Below are 18,104 nucleotides of genomic sequence, written 5' to 3'. Positions count from 1 at the left end.
CGCGGTGAAGAGCCTGATCGCGACCGGTCGCTTGCTTGTACAAACGACCTATGAGCCCGAACGGGTGACCGCCCCTGCCCGCGCCCGCCCCGGTCCACAACCGGCCGGATCCGACCACCCCGCTGCCGGCCGGGCGGCGGTTTCCGCAGGGGCGGTGTCCCGGTCGCGGTACGGCGGTCTCGCCCAGGGGTGAGGTCTTGTCATCGTCCTTGCGCAGCCCTTACGTTGGCCGCCCGACGTGTCCTGCAACACAGGCGCCTACAGCCAGTGGGGGGAGCCAGAACCATGGCCGCAACCGGTCGGCACCGCCGATATCAGCCGAGCCGTATCAACCGCGCCTCACTGACCGTCACGGCGGGCGGCGCCGGGATGGCGCTGCCGCTCATCGCCGGGGGGACCGCCCACGGGGCGTCGGTGGACGTCTGGGAGAAGGTCGCCGCCTGCGAGTCGACCAACGACTGGAACATCAACACCAGGAACGGCTACTTCGGCGGACTCCAGTTCACCCAGTCCACCTGGGAGGCGTACGGCGGCCGGAACTACGCCGCACGGGCCGACCTCGCCACCAAGGACCAGCAGATCGCCGTCGCGGAGAAGGTGCTCAAGGGCCAGGGACCCGGAGCCTGGCCCGCCTGCTCGGTCCGCGCGGGGCTGACCCGGGGCGGCGGCGCGCCGGACATCACGCCGGACCCCACCCGCGACACGCTGAAGGCCCAGGCGTCCTCCCGTACCACGAAGAGCGCCAGGAAGGCCGCCTCGCCCACCTCCGTACCGACCCAGCGCGAGGGCTACACCGTGGCGCGCGGGGACTCGCTCACCGGGATCGCCGTCGAGGAGTCCGTCAAGGGCGGTTGGCGGCGGCTGTACGAGGAGAACCGCAAGGTCATCGGTGACGACCCGGACCTGATCTTTCCCGGGCAGAAGCTGGTGCTGCGGGTGCAGACACCGGCCAGGGAGAAGGCCAGGCAGAAGACCGGGGAGAAGGCCGCGCCCAAGGCCCCGGCCCCGGCCCCGGAGAAGAAACAGCAGGCCGAGGCGCCCGCGCAGGCCGTCTCGAAGACGGACGTGGTGTCCGCCCCGGTCGCCGGGGGCACCGGCACGCGCTACCGCCAGTCGGGCTCCTGGGCCAGCGGGTACCACACGGGTGTGGACTTCCCGGTCCCCACCGGCACCTCCGTGAAGGCCGTCGCCGCGGGCCGGGTGGTCTCGGCGGGCTGGGCGGGCGCGTACGGCTACCAGGTGGTGATCCGGCACGCGGACGGCAAGTACAGCCAGTACGCGCATCTGTCCGCGCTCACGGTCCGCGAGGGCCAGAACGTCGGCGGCGGCCAGCGGATCGCCCGGTCAGGATCCACCGGCAACAGCACGGGTCCGCACCTCCACTTCGAGATGCGTACGGGGCCCGGCTACGGAACCGACATCGACCCGCTCGCCTATCTGCGGGCGGGCGGCGTCCAGGTCTGAGTCCGCGCCGCGCGGTGGCACCCCGGCCGGTGCGGGCCGGACCTGTGACCGGGGACGGACGGCGTTCCGGTGCCGGGCGTCCACCCGGGTGGCCCCGGCCGCGCCGTTCCCGGTGTCGTACGCGACCGGCTCCGGGGCGTCCGCACGGGCGGGGCCCCGGGGCCGCTGCGCCTCCCGCGCCGCCGCGCCCAGCCGCTCCGTGGTGAGCAGCACCAGACCGCCCGCCGCGACCGCCCCGGCGACCAGTGCCAGCGCCGCGCCGAGCGTGCCGTACCGGAAGTCCTCGCCGAACAGCGTGAGCCCCACGGCGGCGGCCACCACCGGGTTGGCGACGGTGACCATGGCCAGCGGGGCGGCCAGCCCGGCGCCCCGGTAGGACGCCTGCGAGAGCAGCAGCCCGCAGACCGCGAACACCGCGATGGCCGACAGACTCGGCAACTGGAGGGCCGGCGTGCCGGAGGTCCACTCCACGGCCACGGTCTTGGTGAAGACCGAGGCGATCCCGAAGGACACCCCCGCCGCCGTGGCCAGCAGCAGACTCCGTACCACCGGCCGCCCGATGAGCTGCGCGACCAGGAAGAGCAGCCCCACCCCGCCGGCGGTGACCGCCGCCAGCGTCAGCCGCTCCCCGCCCGCCAGCGAGTGCGCGTCCGAACCGCTGGTCAGCGCCAGCAGCCCGGCCAGCCCCACGGACGTCATGAGCGCCCCGCGCCACGCGGTCCGCCCGGCCCGGCGCCCCACGAAGAGCGCCGCCAGCGGCAGCGCGAAGACGATGGTGAGCGCGCCGAGCGGCTGCACCAGGCTGAGTGGTCCGTACGCCAGCGCCACGACATGCAGCGCCGCACCCGCCCCGTTCAGGGCGACGGCGGCCCACCACACCCCGTGGTGCAGGGGCGCGTAGGGACGGTCGGGGGTGGCCGCCGCGACGTGCTCCTGGAGGATCGCCCCGGAGGCGTAGGCGACCGCGGAGACCAGCGACAGGAGGACGGACAGCGCGAGTGCACTCATGTCTTCCACGATCTCTCGTCCGGGAGGTTTCGGCGTCGTCCCCCAGAGGTCGATCATGCGTACTGCCGTCGTAGTACGCACCGCCCACGGATTCCTCCCCCGGGACGGTAGCCCTGGTCAGCGGGGGTGTCCCGGCCCGGCGGAGGCGCCCGGCTCCCGCGCGGGGACTGCTACGCGTTCTGAGCGACGGGCGGTACGAGGCGGACGGGCCGCCCGGGAATAGTGGGCCGGGTGATCGGCATTCCCTCTTCTGTTGTCCGGCAGAGCGAGGAGTCACCCGGCATGTCCACGGCGTATGTCTTCACCCGGCACGGCGGTCCCGAGACGCAGACCTTCATCGACCGGCCGCCGCCCCGCCCCGGCCCCGGCGCGCTGCTGATCGCCGTGCGCGCGGCGGGCGTCAACCCCGTCGACTGGAAGCTGCGCGGCGGCTACCGCAGGCCGGGCGAGCCGCCCGCCGAGCTGCCCGCCGTGCTCGGCAGCGAGGCCGCCGGGGTGGTCCGGGAGATCGGCGCCGGGGTCGAGGGCTTCGCCGTGGGCGACGAGGTCTTCGGCTCCACGCTGACCGGCGGTTACGCGGAGCACACCCTGCTGTCCGCCGCGGTCACCGCCCACCGCCCGGCCGCGCTGCCGGCCACGGACGCGGCCTGTCTGCCGGTCGCGGCGGCGACTGCCTACGACGCCGTGCGCCACGCGGCCCTGGCACCCGGCGCGACCCTGCTGATCCTCGGCGCGGGCGGCGGGGTGGGGGTGGCCGCCGCCCGGATCGCCCGGGGCGAGGGGCTGACGGTCATCGGCACGGCGAGCGCGGCCAAGAAGGAGTTCGTCGAGTCGCTGGGCGCGGTCCACGTTCCGCCGGGCCCCGGCCTCGCGGAGCGTGTCCGGGCCGTGGCGCCCGACGGCGTCGACGCGGTCCTCGACCTGGTGGGCGGCGCCGACCTCGAAGCCGCGGCCGTACTCCTCGACGACCGTACGAAGCTGCTGAGCGTGGCCGACAAGACGGCGGTGGTGGAGCTGGGCGGCGCGGTGGTCGTACGGCGGCGGACGGCTGCCGTCCTCGACGAGGTCGCGCGGTTGGTGGTGGCCGGCGCGCTGCGGCCGTATGTGACCCTGGCCTTCCCGCTGGAGCGGGCGGGCGAGGCGCTGAGCGCGGTGGAGAGCGGACATGCCAAGGGGAAGACAGTGATCGAGGTCGGCGCGTGAGCGGCATCCAGCGGCCCGTACCGGTGCGGCGGGACGTACCGGCCCAACAGCCCGTACCGGCCCAACAGCCCGTACCTGCCGAGCGGCCCGTACCTGCCGAGCGGCCCGTACCTGCCGAGCGGCCCGTACCTGCCGAGCGGCCCGTACCGGCCGAGCGGCCCGTACCGGCCGGGAGCCAGGGCCCCCACCCGCTGGACAGTCCCGCGCGCTCCTCCCTCACCGGGCCGCACGCGCACTTCGCCGAGCGGCGCGGCCGGCTGCTGCGCTACCCGCCCGAGGTCTCGCCCTGGCTGGCGCTGCCCGACGACCCCGACGCGGCGGACTGGGCGGACGCCGCCGTCTTCGCGGGTCCCGGCGGCTCCCTCTCGCTCGCCGGATACACCACCCCGCCGCCCGCCGACTGGGAGGTCACCTTCCGGGCGGACGGGGTGCAGCTCGTCGACGCCGGGCTCGCCACGGCGCCGTACGAGGAGGCGGTGCTCCTGGGCCCGGCCGACGTGCCGGAGATCCTCGCCCTGGTGGAGCGGACCCGGCCGGGGCCCTTCCTGTCGCGCACCATCGAGATGGGGACCTATCTGGGCGTCCGCCGCGAGGGCGCGCTCGTCGCGATGGCGGGGGAGCGGCTGCACCCCACCGGCTGGACCGAGATCAGTGCCGTCTGCACCGCCCCCGAGTTCCGTGGCCGGGGGCTCGCGGCCCAGCTCGTCCTGGCGGTCGCCGACGGGATCAGGGCCCGGGGCGAGGTCCCCTTCCTGCACGCGGCCGCCGACAACACGAACGCGATCAGGCTGTACGAGTCACTGGGCTTCGGACTGCGCCGGACCACCCGGTTCCTGGGCGTCCGCGTCCCGGCGGGTGAGCAGGAGAGGGCCGGCACGGGATAGAATGCCGGGATTTTGCTGGCACCCTTTCCGCGGGTACGCACCTGACCTGCGGGGACGGCCGCAATAGTCAATAAAAGCCCCAAACGGGGACTCCGGCGTACGGGTGACCCGGGTGACCCATGAGTGATCGAGGAACGGCAGCGGCGATGACGGTGACAGAGGACAGCCCCGCGTACGGCGAGAGCCCGGCGTACGGCGAGAGCCAGACCTACGGTCCCGGCATCGACCCCGACCGGATGGCCGTCTGTCTGGCCGTTCTCGACGAACTCGACAAGCTGGACGTCGACCACCCCGACGCCATCGCCGTCCGGCGGGCCACCGCCGGGATCTACCGGACCGTGAAGCAGCGTCGCCGTCAGGAGCGCAGGGCCGCCAAGACCGCCCACGACAAGGCCGTCACCGAGGCCACCGCGACCGGCTCCGCCGAGCGCATCGACGACGAGACCCAGGGGTTGCTGCCCTCCTCGTCGGCTGCCGGGGACATCGCGGGCATACTCCAGCGCCCCCGCTCCTGCTACATCTGCAAGACCCGCTACACCGAGGTCGACGCCTTCTACCACCAGCTCTGCCAGCCGTGCGCCGCCGAGAACCGCGCCCGCCGCGACGCCCGTACGGATCTGACGGGCCGCCGCGCGCTGCTCACCGGCGGCCGGGCCAAGATCGGTATGTACATCGCGCTGCGGCTGCTGCGCGACGGCGCCCACACCACCATCACCACCCGCTTCCCCGGTGACGCGATCCGCCGCTTCAAGGCGATGCCCGACAGCGAGGACTGGATCCACCGCCTCAAGATCGTCGGAATCGATCTGCGGGACCCCGCGCAGGTCGTCGCGCTGGCCGACGCCGTCGCGGCCGAGGGTCCGCTCGACATCCTGATCAACAACGCCGCGCAGACGGTACGCCGCTCCCCGGGCGCCTACCGCGAGCTGCTCGCCGCCGAGTCCGCGCCCCTGCCCGCCGGCGCGCTCCCCGCCTCGCAGGTCATCGGGGCCTTCGGCAGCGGCGCCCAGGCCGTGCTGCCCGCCGCCGGGGTGGAGGCCCTGAGCGCCTCCGACGTCACCGGCCTCGCCCTGCTCGGCGGCTCCGCCACCCTCGCCAGGATCGAGGCGGGCACCGCGATCGACGCGGGCGGTCTCGTACCGGATCTGCACGACTCCAACAGCTGGGTCCAGACGGTCTCCGAGGTCGACGCGGTCGAACTGCTCGAAGTGCAGCTGTGCAACTCCACCGCGCCGTTCATCCTCATCAGCCGGCTGCGCCCGGCGATGGCCGCGGCCGGGGCCGAGCGCGCCTACGTCGTGAACGTCTCCGCCATGGAGGGCGTCTTCAGCCGTGGCTACAAGGGCGCGGGCCACCCCCACACCAACATGGCCAAGGCCGCGCTGAACATGCTCACCCGTACCAGCGCCCAGGAGATGTTCGAGACCGACCGGATCCTGATGACCGCCGTCGACACCGGCTGGATCACCGACGAGCGCCCGCATCCGGACAAGATGCGCCTGGCCGACGAGGGCTTCCACGCCCCGCTGGACCTGATCGACGGCGCGGCGCGGGTGTACGACCCGATCGTGCGGGGCGAGAGCGGCGAAGACCTCTACGGCTGTTTCCTCAAGGACTACGCGCCCGCCAACTGGTAATCCGGCACCGTTCAACCAGGTCGACCGCTGGTCGGCCGGTTGGCCAAAACATCACTCGAAAGCGAGCCCTATAGAGCGCGCCGGCGCTCATCTGGTTACTCTGGTGCACGTGGACGGCCACACAGGGATACACCATCCCCACGGCCGCCCCTCAGGGACAGGCCCACTACCACGGCCGCGCTCCCGTCCGACAAACGACGCCACCGCGACGGAACGCCCTGTCCCAGAGTTGCGCGACACATGAGGAGTGCGCGGTGACACCAGATGTGACCCAGCGTGAACAGCGTCCGGCGGAGTCCGCCGAACGGACCCGCGGAGCCGAGAAGATCGGCAATCTGGAGGTCTGGGCGCGCTCCGCCCCCATCAGACTCGCCGGTTACGAGGACGACCTCGCGGAGCCGCACATCCTGCCCGGCGTCGATTAACGCGCGTTCGGGTGGCCCGCCGGTCACCCGAACTTCGGCGGAACTTCACCGAACGGTTCCCGGGGCCCCGGGAACCGGGAACTAGCATCCGGTTCCGTGAACCGTCGCCCCTTTCCTCCCGACTCCGCCCCCGACCCCACGGACCGGCCCCCCACGGCCCCCGGCCGGCGTCGCGTACGGCTGTTGCTCGCCGTGTGCGCGGCGCTGGCCGGTGCCGGGGGCATCCTGCTGGTGGCGGTCGCCGGGGACCATCCGCGACCCGTCGCCCGTACAGCGGCCACCACGGGCGCGGACGGGCTGCGCCACACCACCGTCGGCGTCTCCGCCGCCGCGGACGCCTGCGGCCGGGGCTGGCGCACCCCCCGCCCCGGGCTCCAGGTCTTCGACGTCCACAACGGCACCGCCTCGGCCGCCGAGGTCTATCTCACCGACAGCTCCGGCGCCCTGCTCGGCGAGGTCGACGGTCTGGCGCCGGGGACCACCCGGCCGATCCTGGTCGCCCTCGGCCGGGGCGGCTACGCCTTCCGCTGTCTGGTCGAGGACACCGACGCCGTCACCGGGCCCACCGTCCGGATCACCGGCGGCCGGACCGTGAGCAGCCCCGCCGTCCAGCCGGTCAACCAGCACGATCTGATCCCGCCGACGCTCGCCTACCAGACGTGGGTCACCGCCGGATTCGGAGGTGTGGTGGCGAAGACGGACGCGCTGCGCGACGCGGTGGACCGGGGCGATCTGGCCGGGGCGCGCGCCGCCTGGCTCCCCGCGCACCTCGCGTACACCCGGCTCGGTGGCGCCTACGGCGCGTTCGGCGACCTCGGCGACGCGGTCGACGGCACCGATGCCGGACTGCCGGACGGCCCGCGCGACAAGGGGTTCACCGGCTTCCACCGGGTCGAGTACGGACTGTGGCACCACCAGTCCGCCCAGGAGCTGCGCGGCCCCGCCGATCGGCTCGCCGCCGATGCGCGGCAGCTGCGGACCCAGTGGGCCGCCGCCCGGATGGACCCGCTCGACCTGGGGCTGCGGGCGCACGAGATCACCGAGGACTCCCTCCAGCTCGACCTGACCGGACGCTCCGACTTCGGCAGCGGAACCTCGCTCGCCACCGCACGGGCCGGCCTGGACGGCACGGCGGAACTCCTCGGCGTACTGCGCCCGTTGCTCGCGCCCCGCTATCCCGGACTGGCCGCCGCCGAGCGGCTGCTGCGCGCCACCGGACACGATCTCGACGCCGTCACCGGACCGCCGGACGCGCTGCCGAGAGCCCAACGGGAGCGGATCAACGCCGACCTCGGGGAGCTCGCGGAACAACTCGCCCCGGTGGCGGTCATTTTCGACGTACGGAGGACATCATGACCGGCGACACCACCCCCGGCAACAGCCTGCGACGGCGCGTCCTGCTGCGACGCGCCCTGGTGACGGGCGCCGCAGTGGGGGCGGCCGGGATCGGACCGCCCTCCGCCACGGCGGCGCCGGACCCCGGGCGGGCCACGGACGGCGCGGCGGACCGTACCGTCCCCTTCCACGGTCCCCACCAGGCCGGAATCCTCACCCCGGCCCAGCGGCACGCCGTCTTCACCTCCTTCGACCTCACCGCGCGCGACCGCGCCGGACTCGCCGCACTCCTGCGGACCCTCACCGAGCGGCTGCGGTTCCTGACCGGCGGCGGGGTCCCCGGGCCGCTGGGGATCTCCGCGCCGCCGTCCGACTCCGGGGTGCTCGGACCGGTCGTCCCCGCCGACGGGCTGACGGCCACGGTCGCCGTGGGCGCCTCGCTCTTCGACGACCGCTTCTCCCTCGCGCCGCTGCGTCCGCGCGGGCTGCGGTCGATGGACGTGTTCCCCGACGACGACCTCGAAGCCGCCTGGTGCCACGGCGATCTGCTGATCCAGCTGTGCGCCGACCACCCCGACACACTGGCGCACGCGCTCCGCGACCTCGCCCGGCACACCCGGGGAGCGATGCAGGTCCGCTGGCGTACCGAGGGCTTCGTCTCGCCACCGCGCCCCTCGGGGAACCCGCGCAATCTGATGGGTTTCAAGGACGGCACGGCCAACCCCGACACCACCGACGCCCGGCTGATGGACCGGCTGGTGTGGGTGGGGCGAGGCTCGGGCGAGCCGGGGTGGGCGGAGGGCGGCAGCTACCAGGTGGTGCGGCTGATCCGGATGATGGTGGAGTTCTGGGACCGGGTCTCCCTGCGCGAGCAGGAGCGCATGATGGGCCGGGCCCGCGACACCGGCGCGCCGCTGGACGGCCGCGCCGAGACCGACATACCGCGGTTCGACCAGGACCCGCAGGGCAGCGTGATCCCGCTCGACGCGCACATCAGGCTCGCCAACCCCCGCACCCCGGCCACCGAGAACGCCCGGCTGCTGCGGCGCGGCTACAACTACGACCGGGGCGTGCGGGACAACGGCGACCTCGATACCGGTCTGCTGTTCTGCTGCTTCCAGCAGGATCTGGACCGGCAGTTCGCCGCCGTCCAGAAGAAGCTGGCGGGGGAGCCGCTGGTGGACTACATCAAGCCGTACGGCGGCGGCTACTTCTTCGCGCTCCCCGGGGTCCGCGACCGGTCCGACTGGCTGGGGCGCGCACTGCTCGACGCGGCCGGGTGAAAGAGCGGGCGGGCCGGTCGACCGGGGCGACAGAGCGGGACAACCCGCCCTTGGGCGGCGCATGGGGATTTGCTGGCCGAGCATTCACCGAAGGGCCATGGCCGGGTCACGCGGCGGGCCGTGCGGCTGTCCGATGATGCCGACGGAACTTCACGGCGCAGGCATGGATGGGTGACAGATGTTCACTGCAAGAGATAGGGCACGGCCCGAGCGGCGTACGAAGGGACGGGCCGCCGCGCTCGCCGCCGCGGCCGCCCTGGTCGCGCTCGGCGGCTCGATGGCCCCCGCCGCCGCCTCCGTACTCCCCGGCCACCCGGCGGGGGACGACGGTACGCGGACCACCACCCCGATCAAGCACCTGGTCGTCCTCTTCGACGAGAACCAGTCCTTCGACCACTACTTCGGCACCTACCCGGAGGCCGCCAACACCGACGGCACCCCCTTCACCGCCGCGCCCCGGACCCCGAAGGTGAACAACCTGGTCAGCGCGGGGCTGTTGAAGAAGAACCCCAACCAGTACGCGCCGAAGCGGCTCACCCACGAGCAGGCGATGACCTGTTCGCAGAACCACAACTACGGCCCCGAGCAGCGCGCGTACAACAACGGCAAGGCCGACAAGTTCGTCGAGAACACCGAGACCGACCAGTGCTCCGGTGGTCTGTTCGGCGAGCCCGGACTCGTCATGGACTACTACGACGGCAACACCGTCACCGCGCTGTGGAACTACGCCCAGCACTACACGCTGAACGACAACTCCTTCAGCTCCGGCTACGGCCCCTCCACCCCCGGCGCGCTGAACCTGATCTCCGGCCAGACCCATGGCGCGATCTCGGTCGACCCCGCCTCCGGTACGGAGAACCCGAAGCCCACCGCCACCCCCGACGCGTCCGTCCTGGCCTCCCCCGACGCGCACGGCGTCGGCACGGTCATCAGCGACCCCGACCCGGCGTACGACGACTGCTCGGACAAGAACCACACCAGCACCGCCGCGCTCGCCGCCCTCAAGGGGAAGAACATCGGCGATCTCCTCAACGCGAAGGGCGCCAGCTGGGGCTGGTTCCAGGGCGGCTTCCGGCCGAGCACCGCGTGGGACGGAGCGCAGGGCGGTTACGCGAAGTGCGCGACCACCCACACCAACACGGGCGGCGCCGCCGTCGTGGACTACAGCCCGCACCACGCGCCGTTCCAGTACTACAAGTCGACGGCCAACCCGCACCACCTCGCACCGGCCTCGGTCGCCGAGATCGGGCACGCCGGGCGCGCCAACCACAACTACGACCTCACCGACTTCGACGCCGCGCTCGCCGCCCGCGAGCTGCCCGCCGTGAGCTTCCTGAAGGCGTCCGCCTACCAGGACGGCCACCCCGGCAACTCCGACCCGCTCGACGAGCAGCACTTCCTGGTCACGGAGATCAACAAGATCCAGCAGTCCCCGCAGTGGAAGGACACCGCGATCGTCGTCGCCTATGACGACTCTGACGGCTGGTACGACCATGTGGCCCCGCCCGTCCGCAACGGGTCCAAGGACGCCACGGTGGGCTCCAACGGGCTGGCCACCGACAGCCCCGCCTGCGTCCGGGGGCCGGCGCCCGTCTCCGGCTACCAGGACCGCTGCGGTCCCGGGCCGCGCCAGCCGCTGCTGGTGATCTCGCCGTACGCCAAGGTCGACCACGTGGACCACACGCGCACCGAGCAGACGTCCATCACCCGGTTCATCGAGAACAACTGGCGGACCGGCCGGATCGGTGACGGCTCGTTCGACACCCGCGGGGGCAGCCTGCTGCACGCCTTCGACTTCCAGCACCCGCACCGGAGCCCGCTGTTCCTCGACCAGAACGGCGCGGTGTCGAAGACCGTACCGAGCGCCGCGCCCCTCGTACGGCGGATCACCGGCCCGGCGGGCGGCGCGCCGTCGGCCCAGCTCATGGTGGAGTCCGGCGCTCCGTCCCTGGCGCTGCCCGCGGCGATCGGCGGCGCGCTGCTGCTGGCCGCGACGGCGGGAGGCGTACTGGCGCTCCGCCGCCGCAAGGGCCACCCGGCGCTCTGAGAGCGGGGGCGGGCGCTCCGGCCCCGCCCCTTGTCTCAGGGCGTGGCCGTGATCCGGCGCAGCGTCCGGCCGAGCCATCGGGCGTACGCGCGCTGGAGCACCGGCACCAGCGGCCCCGCCAGCCGGGTGTACCAGGACCCGGGCCTGCTGAACGCCATGACGGTGAACCACACGGTGCCGTCCTCGGCCAGCTCGACCATGAAGGACTCCTCGCCGCACTCCGGGTGCCCGGTCAGCGTCCCGTACGCGAATCCGGTGCGGTCCCTCTCGTACGCCGTCCAGACCACCCGGCACGGTGCCTTGATCCGCAGCGGGCCCGCGCCGAGGCCGACCTCGATGGTGACTTGGGCCTCGGCGCGCGGGGCGCGGGTCCGCATCAGCACCCCCGAGCGGCGGTGCAGGGCCCAGGTGGTGACGGCGGTGCCCGCCGCCTCGAAGACCGGGCGGCCTCGGCCGATCCTGGTGCGGTGGTGGAGGTGGTGGTAGCCGCGCGGGAGCGGGCCGTGCCGGGTGGCGCCGGACTCGGGGTAGGTGAGTGTGTCCGGGGCGGGCTTCGTACGCACGGGCTTTGTACGGACGGGCTTCATACGGTGGTCTCCTTGAGTCGTCGCCAGGACAGCACCGAGCAGAGTGCGAATCCGAGGGCGTTGCCGAGGCCGTGGGTCGCGGCCATCCAGGCGAGCGTGGGGTGGGGCAGTCCGGTGGCCTCGCCGAGGGCCCAGCAGAGGGCGAGCAGCATCGTCGCCACCAGCACGCCCGCCGAGACCCCGAGCAGGGCCCGGGTGGGCCGGTCGGGGCCGCGCGGCCGGATCTCCCGCCAGGTCAGCAGTGACACCGTCCACATACCGGCGGTGAGCACCACGGCCCCGGCCAGCTCGGTCCAGTCGTCGACGAAGTACCCGGCGAGTACGAGCAGGGTGCCGAGCGGCACGCTCAGCGCGGCGAACCGGCCCGCCGGTCCCGGCGCCGCACGGCAGACGAGCCCGGCGACCAGGGCGGCGGCGAACCCGGCGAAGTGGAAGTGCGCCACGGTCAGCGTCAGCACCGGCAGGTCGAAGCCGAGGAGCGGATGGCCCAGGCGCTCGGCCACCAGCGCCGTCGCGGCGATGGCGGGGGTCACCAGGGCGGTGAGCGCCGCGATCTCGGCCGGGGCCGCGGAGCGGGTCCGCGCCAGCCGCGCGGGGGCGTGCAGGGCCAGCGCCAGGGCGGCGAGGGCGTAGCAGCAGGCCAACGCGGCGGCGGCCGGTCCGCGCGGCAGCCACAGGGACACCGCTCCCAGCGCGGCGGGCACGGGCCACAGGCGGCGTAGCGCGCGCGGGCAGCCCGGGGCCCGTGCGGTGGTGCTCCCCGGCGTCTCCAGCAGGCGCAGCCCCAGGGGCACGATCACCAGCATGCCGAGCATCACGATCAGGCTGACCAGCACGGACATTCCACACCATCCCCCCGCTTGAACGCGTTCAATTCCTCAAGTGAGGGTAGAACGAGAGTTGAACGTGTTCAAGACCCGGGCGTGTCGAACCTTTTCCGGCTTGCGTCCGCCGGACGCGTCCGGCAGACATGGAACTCCCACACGAAGAAGCGGGAGACCCTGGTGCGCCCACCCCACCGACACCGGCACGCCACGCTTGCCGCGCTCTGCGCGGGCGTCCTGATCACCACGGGCTGCGGCCGGCCGGACGGCACCGCCCCGGCGCCGCCGAGCGGCAAGGAACTGCGCCTCCAGCCGGTCGCCGACCGGGGCGTCGACCCGTTCACCGCCTCGACCGCCGCCGCCCCGCCCCGGGGGGCCGTGCCCGGGCCGCCGCGCGAGAACGCGCGCGGCGGCCCGGCCCGGGCCGCCGCCCCCGTACGGACACCACGCGCCCTGCCGGGCGCCACGCCGGGGCTGTACGCGGGCTCCGCCTCCGCCAGCTGCGATGTGAAGCGCCAGATCGAGCTGCTCACCGCCGACCCGGCGATCTCCCGCGCCTTCGCCGGGGGCGCGGGCAGCGGGACGGTGTCCGTCCCCGGCTTCCTGCGCGCGCTGACCCCCGTGGTCCTGCGGGCCGACATCCGGGTGACCGATCACGGCTACCGCGACGGCGCCGCCGCCCCCTTCCAGTCCGTGCTCCAGGCGGGGACCGCCGTCATGGTCGACGACCGGGGGATGCCGAGGGTGCGCTGCGCCTCCGGGAGCCCGCTCGGCGCGCCGGTCGCGGCCAAGGGCTCCGTGACCTACCGGGGCGAGCGGTGGCCGGGCTACCGCTCCGAGCGGGTCGTCGTCGTCCACCGCGCGGAACTCCCCGTCGACAGCCTGGTCATCGTCGGCGTCCCCGACAACGCCTGGGTGGAGCGGCGGACCGGCACCGACGGAGGGGACGACGCGGTCCCCGCCGTACCGCCGCCGTACGCCCCGGACGCGGACATCACCGACCCCGAGGCCGTCAAGCAGCCGGACCCGGTCCTCGCGCCGCCGTCCCCGGCCGCCTCCACGGCCCCGCGCCCGAACGCGCCCGCCGCCGTGCCGGGGGGCGGGGACAGGCGCTCCGATCCGCTGCCGGACGCGGGCGGGCCCGTACCGCCCGCCGATGATCTCCTGTCCGGCGGTCTGCCCGCCGATCTCGCCGATCCGCTGGACGGCGGCGGCCTGTCGGGTGCCGATCCGCTCGGCGGTGATCTGCTGGACGGTGATCCGGTGGACGCGGATCTGTTCGACACCGATCTGCTCGACGCCGACCTCGGGGTGCTGTCCGGTGGGGATCCGCTCACCTCCGTGCCCGACGGGGAGCCCGGTGACGTGCTCATCGGCCCCGACTCGTTCCAGGGCTGACCCCGGCCGCCGGGCGGTCCCGGGCGGGGCCGGGCGCCCCGGATCGCTCGAATAATCCGACAAATAGTGACAGAGTGGCTCCATGGCTGAACGGGCAACGGGTCCCCTGTCGCTCCCCGACGACTGGCCCGTCCATCCGGACACCAGCCTGTCCCTCAACCGGATGGGCACCTTCGACTGGGACCTCGACCACGGGCTCCTGCATCTGGACGCCCCGGCCCTGGGCGTCTTCGACCTGCGCGCCGAGGAGTACGAGGGCCGCCCGGACGGGCTCGACCCCCGGATCCCCGAGGGCGAGCAGCACCGCATCGACGAGCTGGTGTCCCGGGCGATCGGGGACGGCAGCGCCAACTACGGCGCGTACTTCCGGGTCCGGCTGCGCAACGGCACCCTGCGCTGGACCCACACCCAGGGCTGTATCCGCCGCGACGCCGACGGCGTACCGCACCGGGTCATCGGAATCGTCCGCGACGCCTCCCAGGAGCTCGCCGACTCCGCCGCCCGCCTCGAACTGAACGTGGCCCGCCGGGTGCGTACGAGCGTCGTCGAGGGCACCGCCGCCGCGCTCGCCCACGCCAGGACCGTCCAGGACGTCATCGACGTGCTCAAGGAGCCCCACGGCCTGGCCCACCTCGGCGCCACCAGCCTGGTCATGGGGCTGATGGAGGCGGGCCGCATCCATCTGGTGGCGGAGGGCCCCGAGGGCTCGTACGTCCCGGGAACGCGCGTCACGCGCACCGACGAGGAGTACCCGATGAGCGAGGTGATCCGGACCCTCGCGCCCCGCTTCATCGAGTCCGCCGAGGAGTTCGCCGACTGCTACCCGCTGCTGTGGCCGCACATCAGCGAGCTGGGCATCAACGCCGCCGCCTATCTGCCGCTGATCGCCCAGGCCCGGCCCATCGGCGCACTCGGACTGCTCTACCGCGACAAGGACGCCTTCTCCGCCGACGACCGCAATCTGCTGGTCGCCCTCGGCAGCAGCATCGCGCAGAGCCTCCAGCGCGCCGTGCTCTTCGAGCAGGAGCACGACCTCGCGGAGGGGCTCCAGCAGGCCATGCTGCCGCGCCGGATCCCCGCCGTCGACGGGGCCGAGATCGCGGTCCGCTACCGCTCGGCCCGGCTCGGCAGGGACATCGGCGGCGACTGGTACGACATCATCCCGCTGCCCGGCGGGCGGGTCGGGGCGGTCATCGGCGACGTACAGGGACATGACACCCACGCCGCCGCCGTGATGGGGCAGCTGCGGATCGTGCTGCGGGCCTACGCCGCCGAGGGGCACGCGCCCGCCACCGTGATGGCGCGGGCCTCGGTCTTCCTGCGGGAACTCGACACCAACCGCTTCGCGACCTGCGTCTACGCGGAGGCCGAGCTGACCACCGGGGTCATCAGACTCGTCCGCGCCGGGCATGTCGATCCGCTGGTCAGGGACGCCGACGGCGGCTGCCGCAGACTGCCCGTGCCCGGCGGGATGCCGCTCGGCCTCTCGGCCTCCTTCGGCGCGCTCGACTACCCGGTGGAGACCATGGAGCTGGACCCTGGCCAGACGCTGCTGCTCTACACGGACGGACTGGTCGAGCAGCCGGGCGCCGACCTGGACGACGGGATGCGGCTGCTGGCCGCGCTGGTCGCGGACGGGCCGCACGATCTGCAACTGCTGGCCGACCGGCTCTGCGAGGTCGTGGACGCGCGGGGCGGCGAGGACGACGTCGCCGTCCTGCTGCTGCGCCGGGTGGGCGCGCGCCCACCCCGGACGGGCGGCCGGCTCCAGCGGGACGTCGGCCGGTCGGACCCACAGGCGCTGCGGACCGCCCGCCACCAGATCCGGGCGGCGGTGAGCGCCTGGGGGGCCGGGGAGCGCTCCGACGATATCGAGCTGGCCGCCGACGAGCTGATCACCAACGCCCTGATGCACACCGACAGCGCGGCGACCGTGGTCGTACGGGTGCTGGCGGGCGCGGAGCGCCGGATACGGGTCGAGGTGGAGGACGGGTCCAGCTCCCTGCCGCACCGCCGGGATGCGGGGGAGTCCGGGGTCTCGGGGCGCGGGCTGCTGCTGGTCGACCTGCTGGCGGACGAGTGGGGCGTGGAGTCGCGCGGCGGCGGCAAGTGCGTCTGGTGCGAGTTCGTGGTGACGGACCGGCCGGGCCGCTGAGCGGGGTCCGTCGTACGGAGAGGCCGGGCCGCTGGGCGGGCTCGTTCCGTACGGGGCACCGGCCACGGTTCGCCGGCCACACCCGGTTCACATCCGGTGCGGCCGGTCACGCCCGCTGGACCGGTTCCGTCCGGCCCCCGGCCGCCTCCCGGAACGCCCGCGCCACCACCTCCGGGAACGGGGCCGTCCCGAGCAGCGCCGTGACCGATCCGGTGGCCAGCGCGTGCCAGGTGGCCGCCCGGCGCACCATCCCGTGATCACTCCCGTGCAGCAGTACGGCGGCGGCCTCGGCGCCCGCCACCCTGGCGCGGGCGGCCAGCTCGACGCTGCCGCGCGGGTCCGTGATCCGGTCCCGGTCGCTGTGCAGCAGCACCACCCGGCGCTCGGCCAGTTGCGCCACCGGCTCGCCCGGTGGGCACCACGGGGCGAGCCCCACCACCCCGGTGACCAGGCTGTGCCCGGCGGCGGCCAGCGCGGCACGGCCCCCCATCGAGTGCCCCAGCAGCACCACGGGCACCCGCCCCACCAGCTGCTCCAGCTCGTCCAGCGCCCGGCGCGCGTCCCGGGCGGCGTCGGCGCGCCCGTCGTTCCAGCCCCGGTGGCGGTAGCGGACCCGGCCCACCACCACGTCGTACCCCTCGGTGGCCCGTAGCACCGCGCGGGTGAACGGGACCATCCGGGCCGCGGCCGCTCCCAGTCTGCCCGGCGGCCGGAGGCTCTCCACGCTGCCGCCGTGCAGCACCAGGACGGCGGCGCGGGGCCGGGCGGCGGTCCTGTCGAGGACCAGGGCGGGCCGTACGGGGGTGCGGTGGTCGCGTCCGGGCATGGAGGGCGGCCTTCCTTTCCTGCGGGCGCCTCCCGGGGAGGGTGCTGCCCGCTGTTCGCGGCCGCCCGGGGAACCGGGCACTCCCGCGGACTCTGCGGCACGCTGGAGGTATGCCGGAACTACCCGAGGTCGAAGCGTTGCGAGAGTTCCTCGACGGCCATCTGGTGGGCAAGGAAATCGTCCGTGTCCTGCCGCTTACGGTCAATGTCCTCAAGACCTATGATCCTCCGCTGTCCGCGCTGGAGGGCGCCACGGTCACCGGGACCGCCCGGCACGGCAAGTGGCTCGACATCGTCACCACGGCCACCGACGGTACGGAGCTGCGTCTCGCGGTCCATCTCGCCCGCGCGGGCTGGCTGCGCTGGAAGGACTCCTTTCCCGCCGAGCCGCCGGGACCGGGCAGGGGGCCGCTGGCCCTGCGGACCGTGCTGGCCGGGGGCGACGGGTTCGATCTGACCGAGGCGGGCACCACCAAACGCCTCGCCGTCCATCTCGTACGGGACCCCGGGGACGTCCCCGGTATCGCGCGGCTCGGCCCCGACCCGCTCGCGGCCTCCTTCGACCGTGCCGCGTTCGCCGGGCTGCTCACCGGCGAACGGCGGCAGCTCAAGGGGGCGCTGCGCGACCAGCGGCTGATCGCCGGCATCGGCAACGCCTACAGCGACGAGATCCTGCACGCCGCCCGGATGTCCCCGTTCAAACCGGTGGGCCACCTCTCCGAGGAGGAGATCACCACCCTGTACGAGGCGCTGCGCGCCACCCTGTCCGAGGCCGTCGAGCGCTCGCGCGGGGTGGCCGCCGGGCGGCTCAAGGCGGAGAAGAAGAGCGGGCTGCGGGTGCACGGCCGTACCGGCGAGCCGTGTCCGGTCTGCGGTGACACCATCCGCGAGGTGTCCTTCAGCGACTCCTCGCTCCAGTACTGCCCCACCTGTCAGACGGGCGGCCGGCCGCTCGCCGACCGCAGGATGTCCCGGCTCCTCAAGTGAGACGGGCCCGGCGCCCGACGGCGTCGGGCCGTCGAGCGCCCC

General features: G+C 74.0%; 15 protein-coding genes. 11 read left to right on the top strand and 4 right to left on the bottom strand.

The window, feature by feature from the left end; all coding sequences use genetic code 11:
• The first annotated feature begins 285 nt into the window (after positions 1-285).
• Positions 286-1,464 (top strand): peptidoglycan DD-metalloendopeptidase family protein, encoded by a 1,179-nt coding sequence (locus ACIP8W_RS21825; RefSeq protein WP_401957135.1) that lies wholly within the window; start codon positions 286-288, stop codon positions 1,462-1,464.
• On the opposite strand, the gene ACIP8W_RS21820 is transcribed toward ACIP8W_RS21825, so the two are convergent.
• Positions 1,345-2,472 (bottom strand): DMT family transporter, encoded by a 1,128-nt coding sequence (locus ACIP8W_RS21820; RefSeq protein ID WP_401957136.1) that lies wholly within the window; start codon positions 2,470-2,472, stop codon positions 1,345-1,347. The genes ACIP8W_RS21825 and ACIP8W_RS21820 overlap by 120 nt on opposite strands.
• 282 nt (positions 2,473-2,754) lie before the next feature.
• On the opposite strand from ACIP8W_RS21820, the gene ACIP8W_RS21815 reads away from it, so the two are divergent.
• The 7 genes from ACIP8W_RS21815 (at position 2,755) to ACIP8W_RS21785 (ending at position 11,286) form a co-directional block, all read left to right on the top strand.
• Positions 2,755-3,675 (top strand): NADP-dependent oxidoreductase, encoded by a 921-nt coding sequence (locus ACIP8W_RS21815; protein WP_401957138.1) that lies wholly within the window; start codon positions 2,755-2,757, stop codon positions 3,673-3,675.
• Between the two features lie 191 nt (positions 3,676-3,866).
• A complete protein-coding gene (locus ACIP8W_RS21810; RefSeq protein WP_401957168.1) occupies positions 3,867-4,559 on the top strand; it encodes a GNAT family N-acetyltransferase in 693 nt (230 codons plus the stop codon).
• Between the two features lie 146 nt (positions 4,560-4,705).
• Positions 4,706-6,196: an SDR family NAD(P)-dependent oxidoreductase gene (locus ACIP8W_RS21805; protein WP_401957140.1), complete on the top strand. Its 1,491-nt coding sequence runs from the start codon at positions 4,706-4,708 to the stop codon at positions 6,194-6,196.
• Positions 6,197-6,450: 254 nt separating this feature from the next.
• Positions 6,451-6,621, top strand: coding sequence for a hypothetical protein (locus ACIP8W_RS21800; RefSeq protein ID WP_401957142.1), 171 nt, complete (start codon positions 6,451-6,453; stop codon positions 6,619-6,621).
• A gap of 96 nt (positions 6,622-6,717) precedes the next feature.
• Positions 6,718-7,977, top strand: a complete 1,260-nt coding sequence (locus tag ACIP8W_RS21795; RefSeq protein ID WP_402204227.1) for an EfeM/EfeO family lipoprotein — start codon at positions 6,718-6,720, stop codon at positions 7,975-7,977.
• The gene (gene efeB, locus ACIP8W_RS21790) at positions 7,974-9,239 is read left to right on the top strand and encodes an iron uptake transporter deferrochelatase/peroxidase subunit (protein ID WP_402204225.1); all 1,266 of its coding nucleotides are present in this window, start codon (positions 7,974-7,976) and stop codon (positions 9,237-9,239) included. Before ACIP8W_RS21795 ends, efeB begins: the two co-directional genes overlap by 4 nt.
• Positions 9,240-9,417: 178 nt before the next feature.
• Positions 9,418-11,286 carry a phospholipase C gene (locus ACIP8W_RS21785; RefSeq protein ID WP_402204223.1) on the top strand — a complete coding sequence of 623 codons (1,869 nt, stop codon included), beginning with the start codon at positions 9,418-9,420 and terminating at the stop codon, positions 11,284-11,286.
• Positions 11,287-11,321: 35 nt separating this feature from the next.
• Here ACIP8W_RS21785 and ACIP8W_RS21780 read toward each other — a convergent pair whose 3' ends face one another.
• Complete coding sequence (locus tag ACIP8W_RS21780) at positions 11,322-11,873, bottom strand: DUF1990 family protein (protein ID WP_401957149.1); 552 nt, start codon at positions 11,871-11,873, stop codon at positions 11,322-11,324.
• On the bottom strand, positions 11,870-12,715 hold the full coding sequence (locus ACIP8W_RS21775) for a YndJ family protein (RefSeq protein WP_401957150.1): 846 nt from the start codon (positions 12,713-12,715) through the stop codon (positions 11,870-11,872). The genes ACIP8W_RS21780 and ACIP8W_RS21775 overlap by 4 nt, the downstream gene beginning before the upstream one ends.
• A gap of 162 nt (positions 12,716-12,877) precedes the next feature.
• Here ACIP8W_RS21775 and ACIP8W_RS21770 point away from each other — a divergent pair, with 162 nt between their 5' ends.
• Both ACIP8W_RS21770 and ACIP8W_RS21765 read left to right on the top strand, forming a co-directional pair.
• The gene (locus tag ACIP8W_RS21770) at positions 12,878-14,095 is read left to right on the top strand and encodes a DUF6777 domain-containing protein (protein ID WP_402204221.1); all 1,218 of its coding nucleotides are present in this window, start codon (positions 12,878-12,880) and stop codon (positions 14,093-14,095) included.
• A gap of 82 nt (positions 14,096-14,177) precedes the next feature.
• Complete coding sequence (locus ACIP8W_RS21765; RefSeq protein ID WP_401957152.1) at positions 14,178-16,250, top strand: SpoIIE family protein phosphatase; 2,073 nt, start codon at positions 14,178-14,180, stop codon at positions 16,248-16,250.
• Positions 16,251-16,356: 106 nt separating this feature from the next.
• Here ACIP8W_RS21765 and ACIP8W_RS21760 read toward each other — a convergent pair whose 3' ends face one another.
• On the bottom strand, positions 16,357-17,076 hold the full coding sequence (locus ACIP8W_RS21760) for an alpha/beta fold hydrolase (protein WP_401957154.1): 720 nt from the start codon (positions 17,074-17,076) through the stop codon (positions 16,357-16,359).
• A 110-nt stretch (positions 17,077-17,186) separates the two neighbouring features.
• Here ACIP8W_RS21760 and ACIP8W_RS21755 point away from each other — a divergent pair, with 110 nt between their 5' ends.
• A complete protein-coding gene (locus tag ACIP8W_RS21755; RefSeq protein ID WP_401957157.1) occupies positions 17,187-18,062 on the top strand; it encodes an Fpg/Nei family DNA glycosylase in 876 nt (291 codons plus the stop codon).
• Positions 18,063-18,104 lie beyond the last annotated feature (42 nt).

The organism is Streptomyces sp. NPDC088554, from assembly GCF_044752945.1.
In the GTDB taxonomy this organism is placed as follows: Bacteria; Actinomycetota; Actinomycetes; order Streptomycetales; family Streptomycetaceae; genus Streptomyces.
This window is presented reverse-complemented; position numbering and strand designations above follow the sequence as displayed.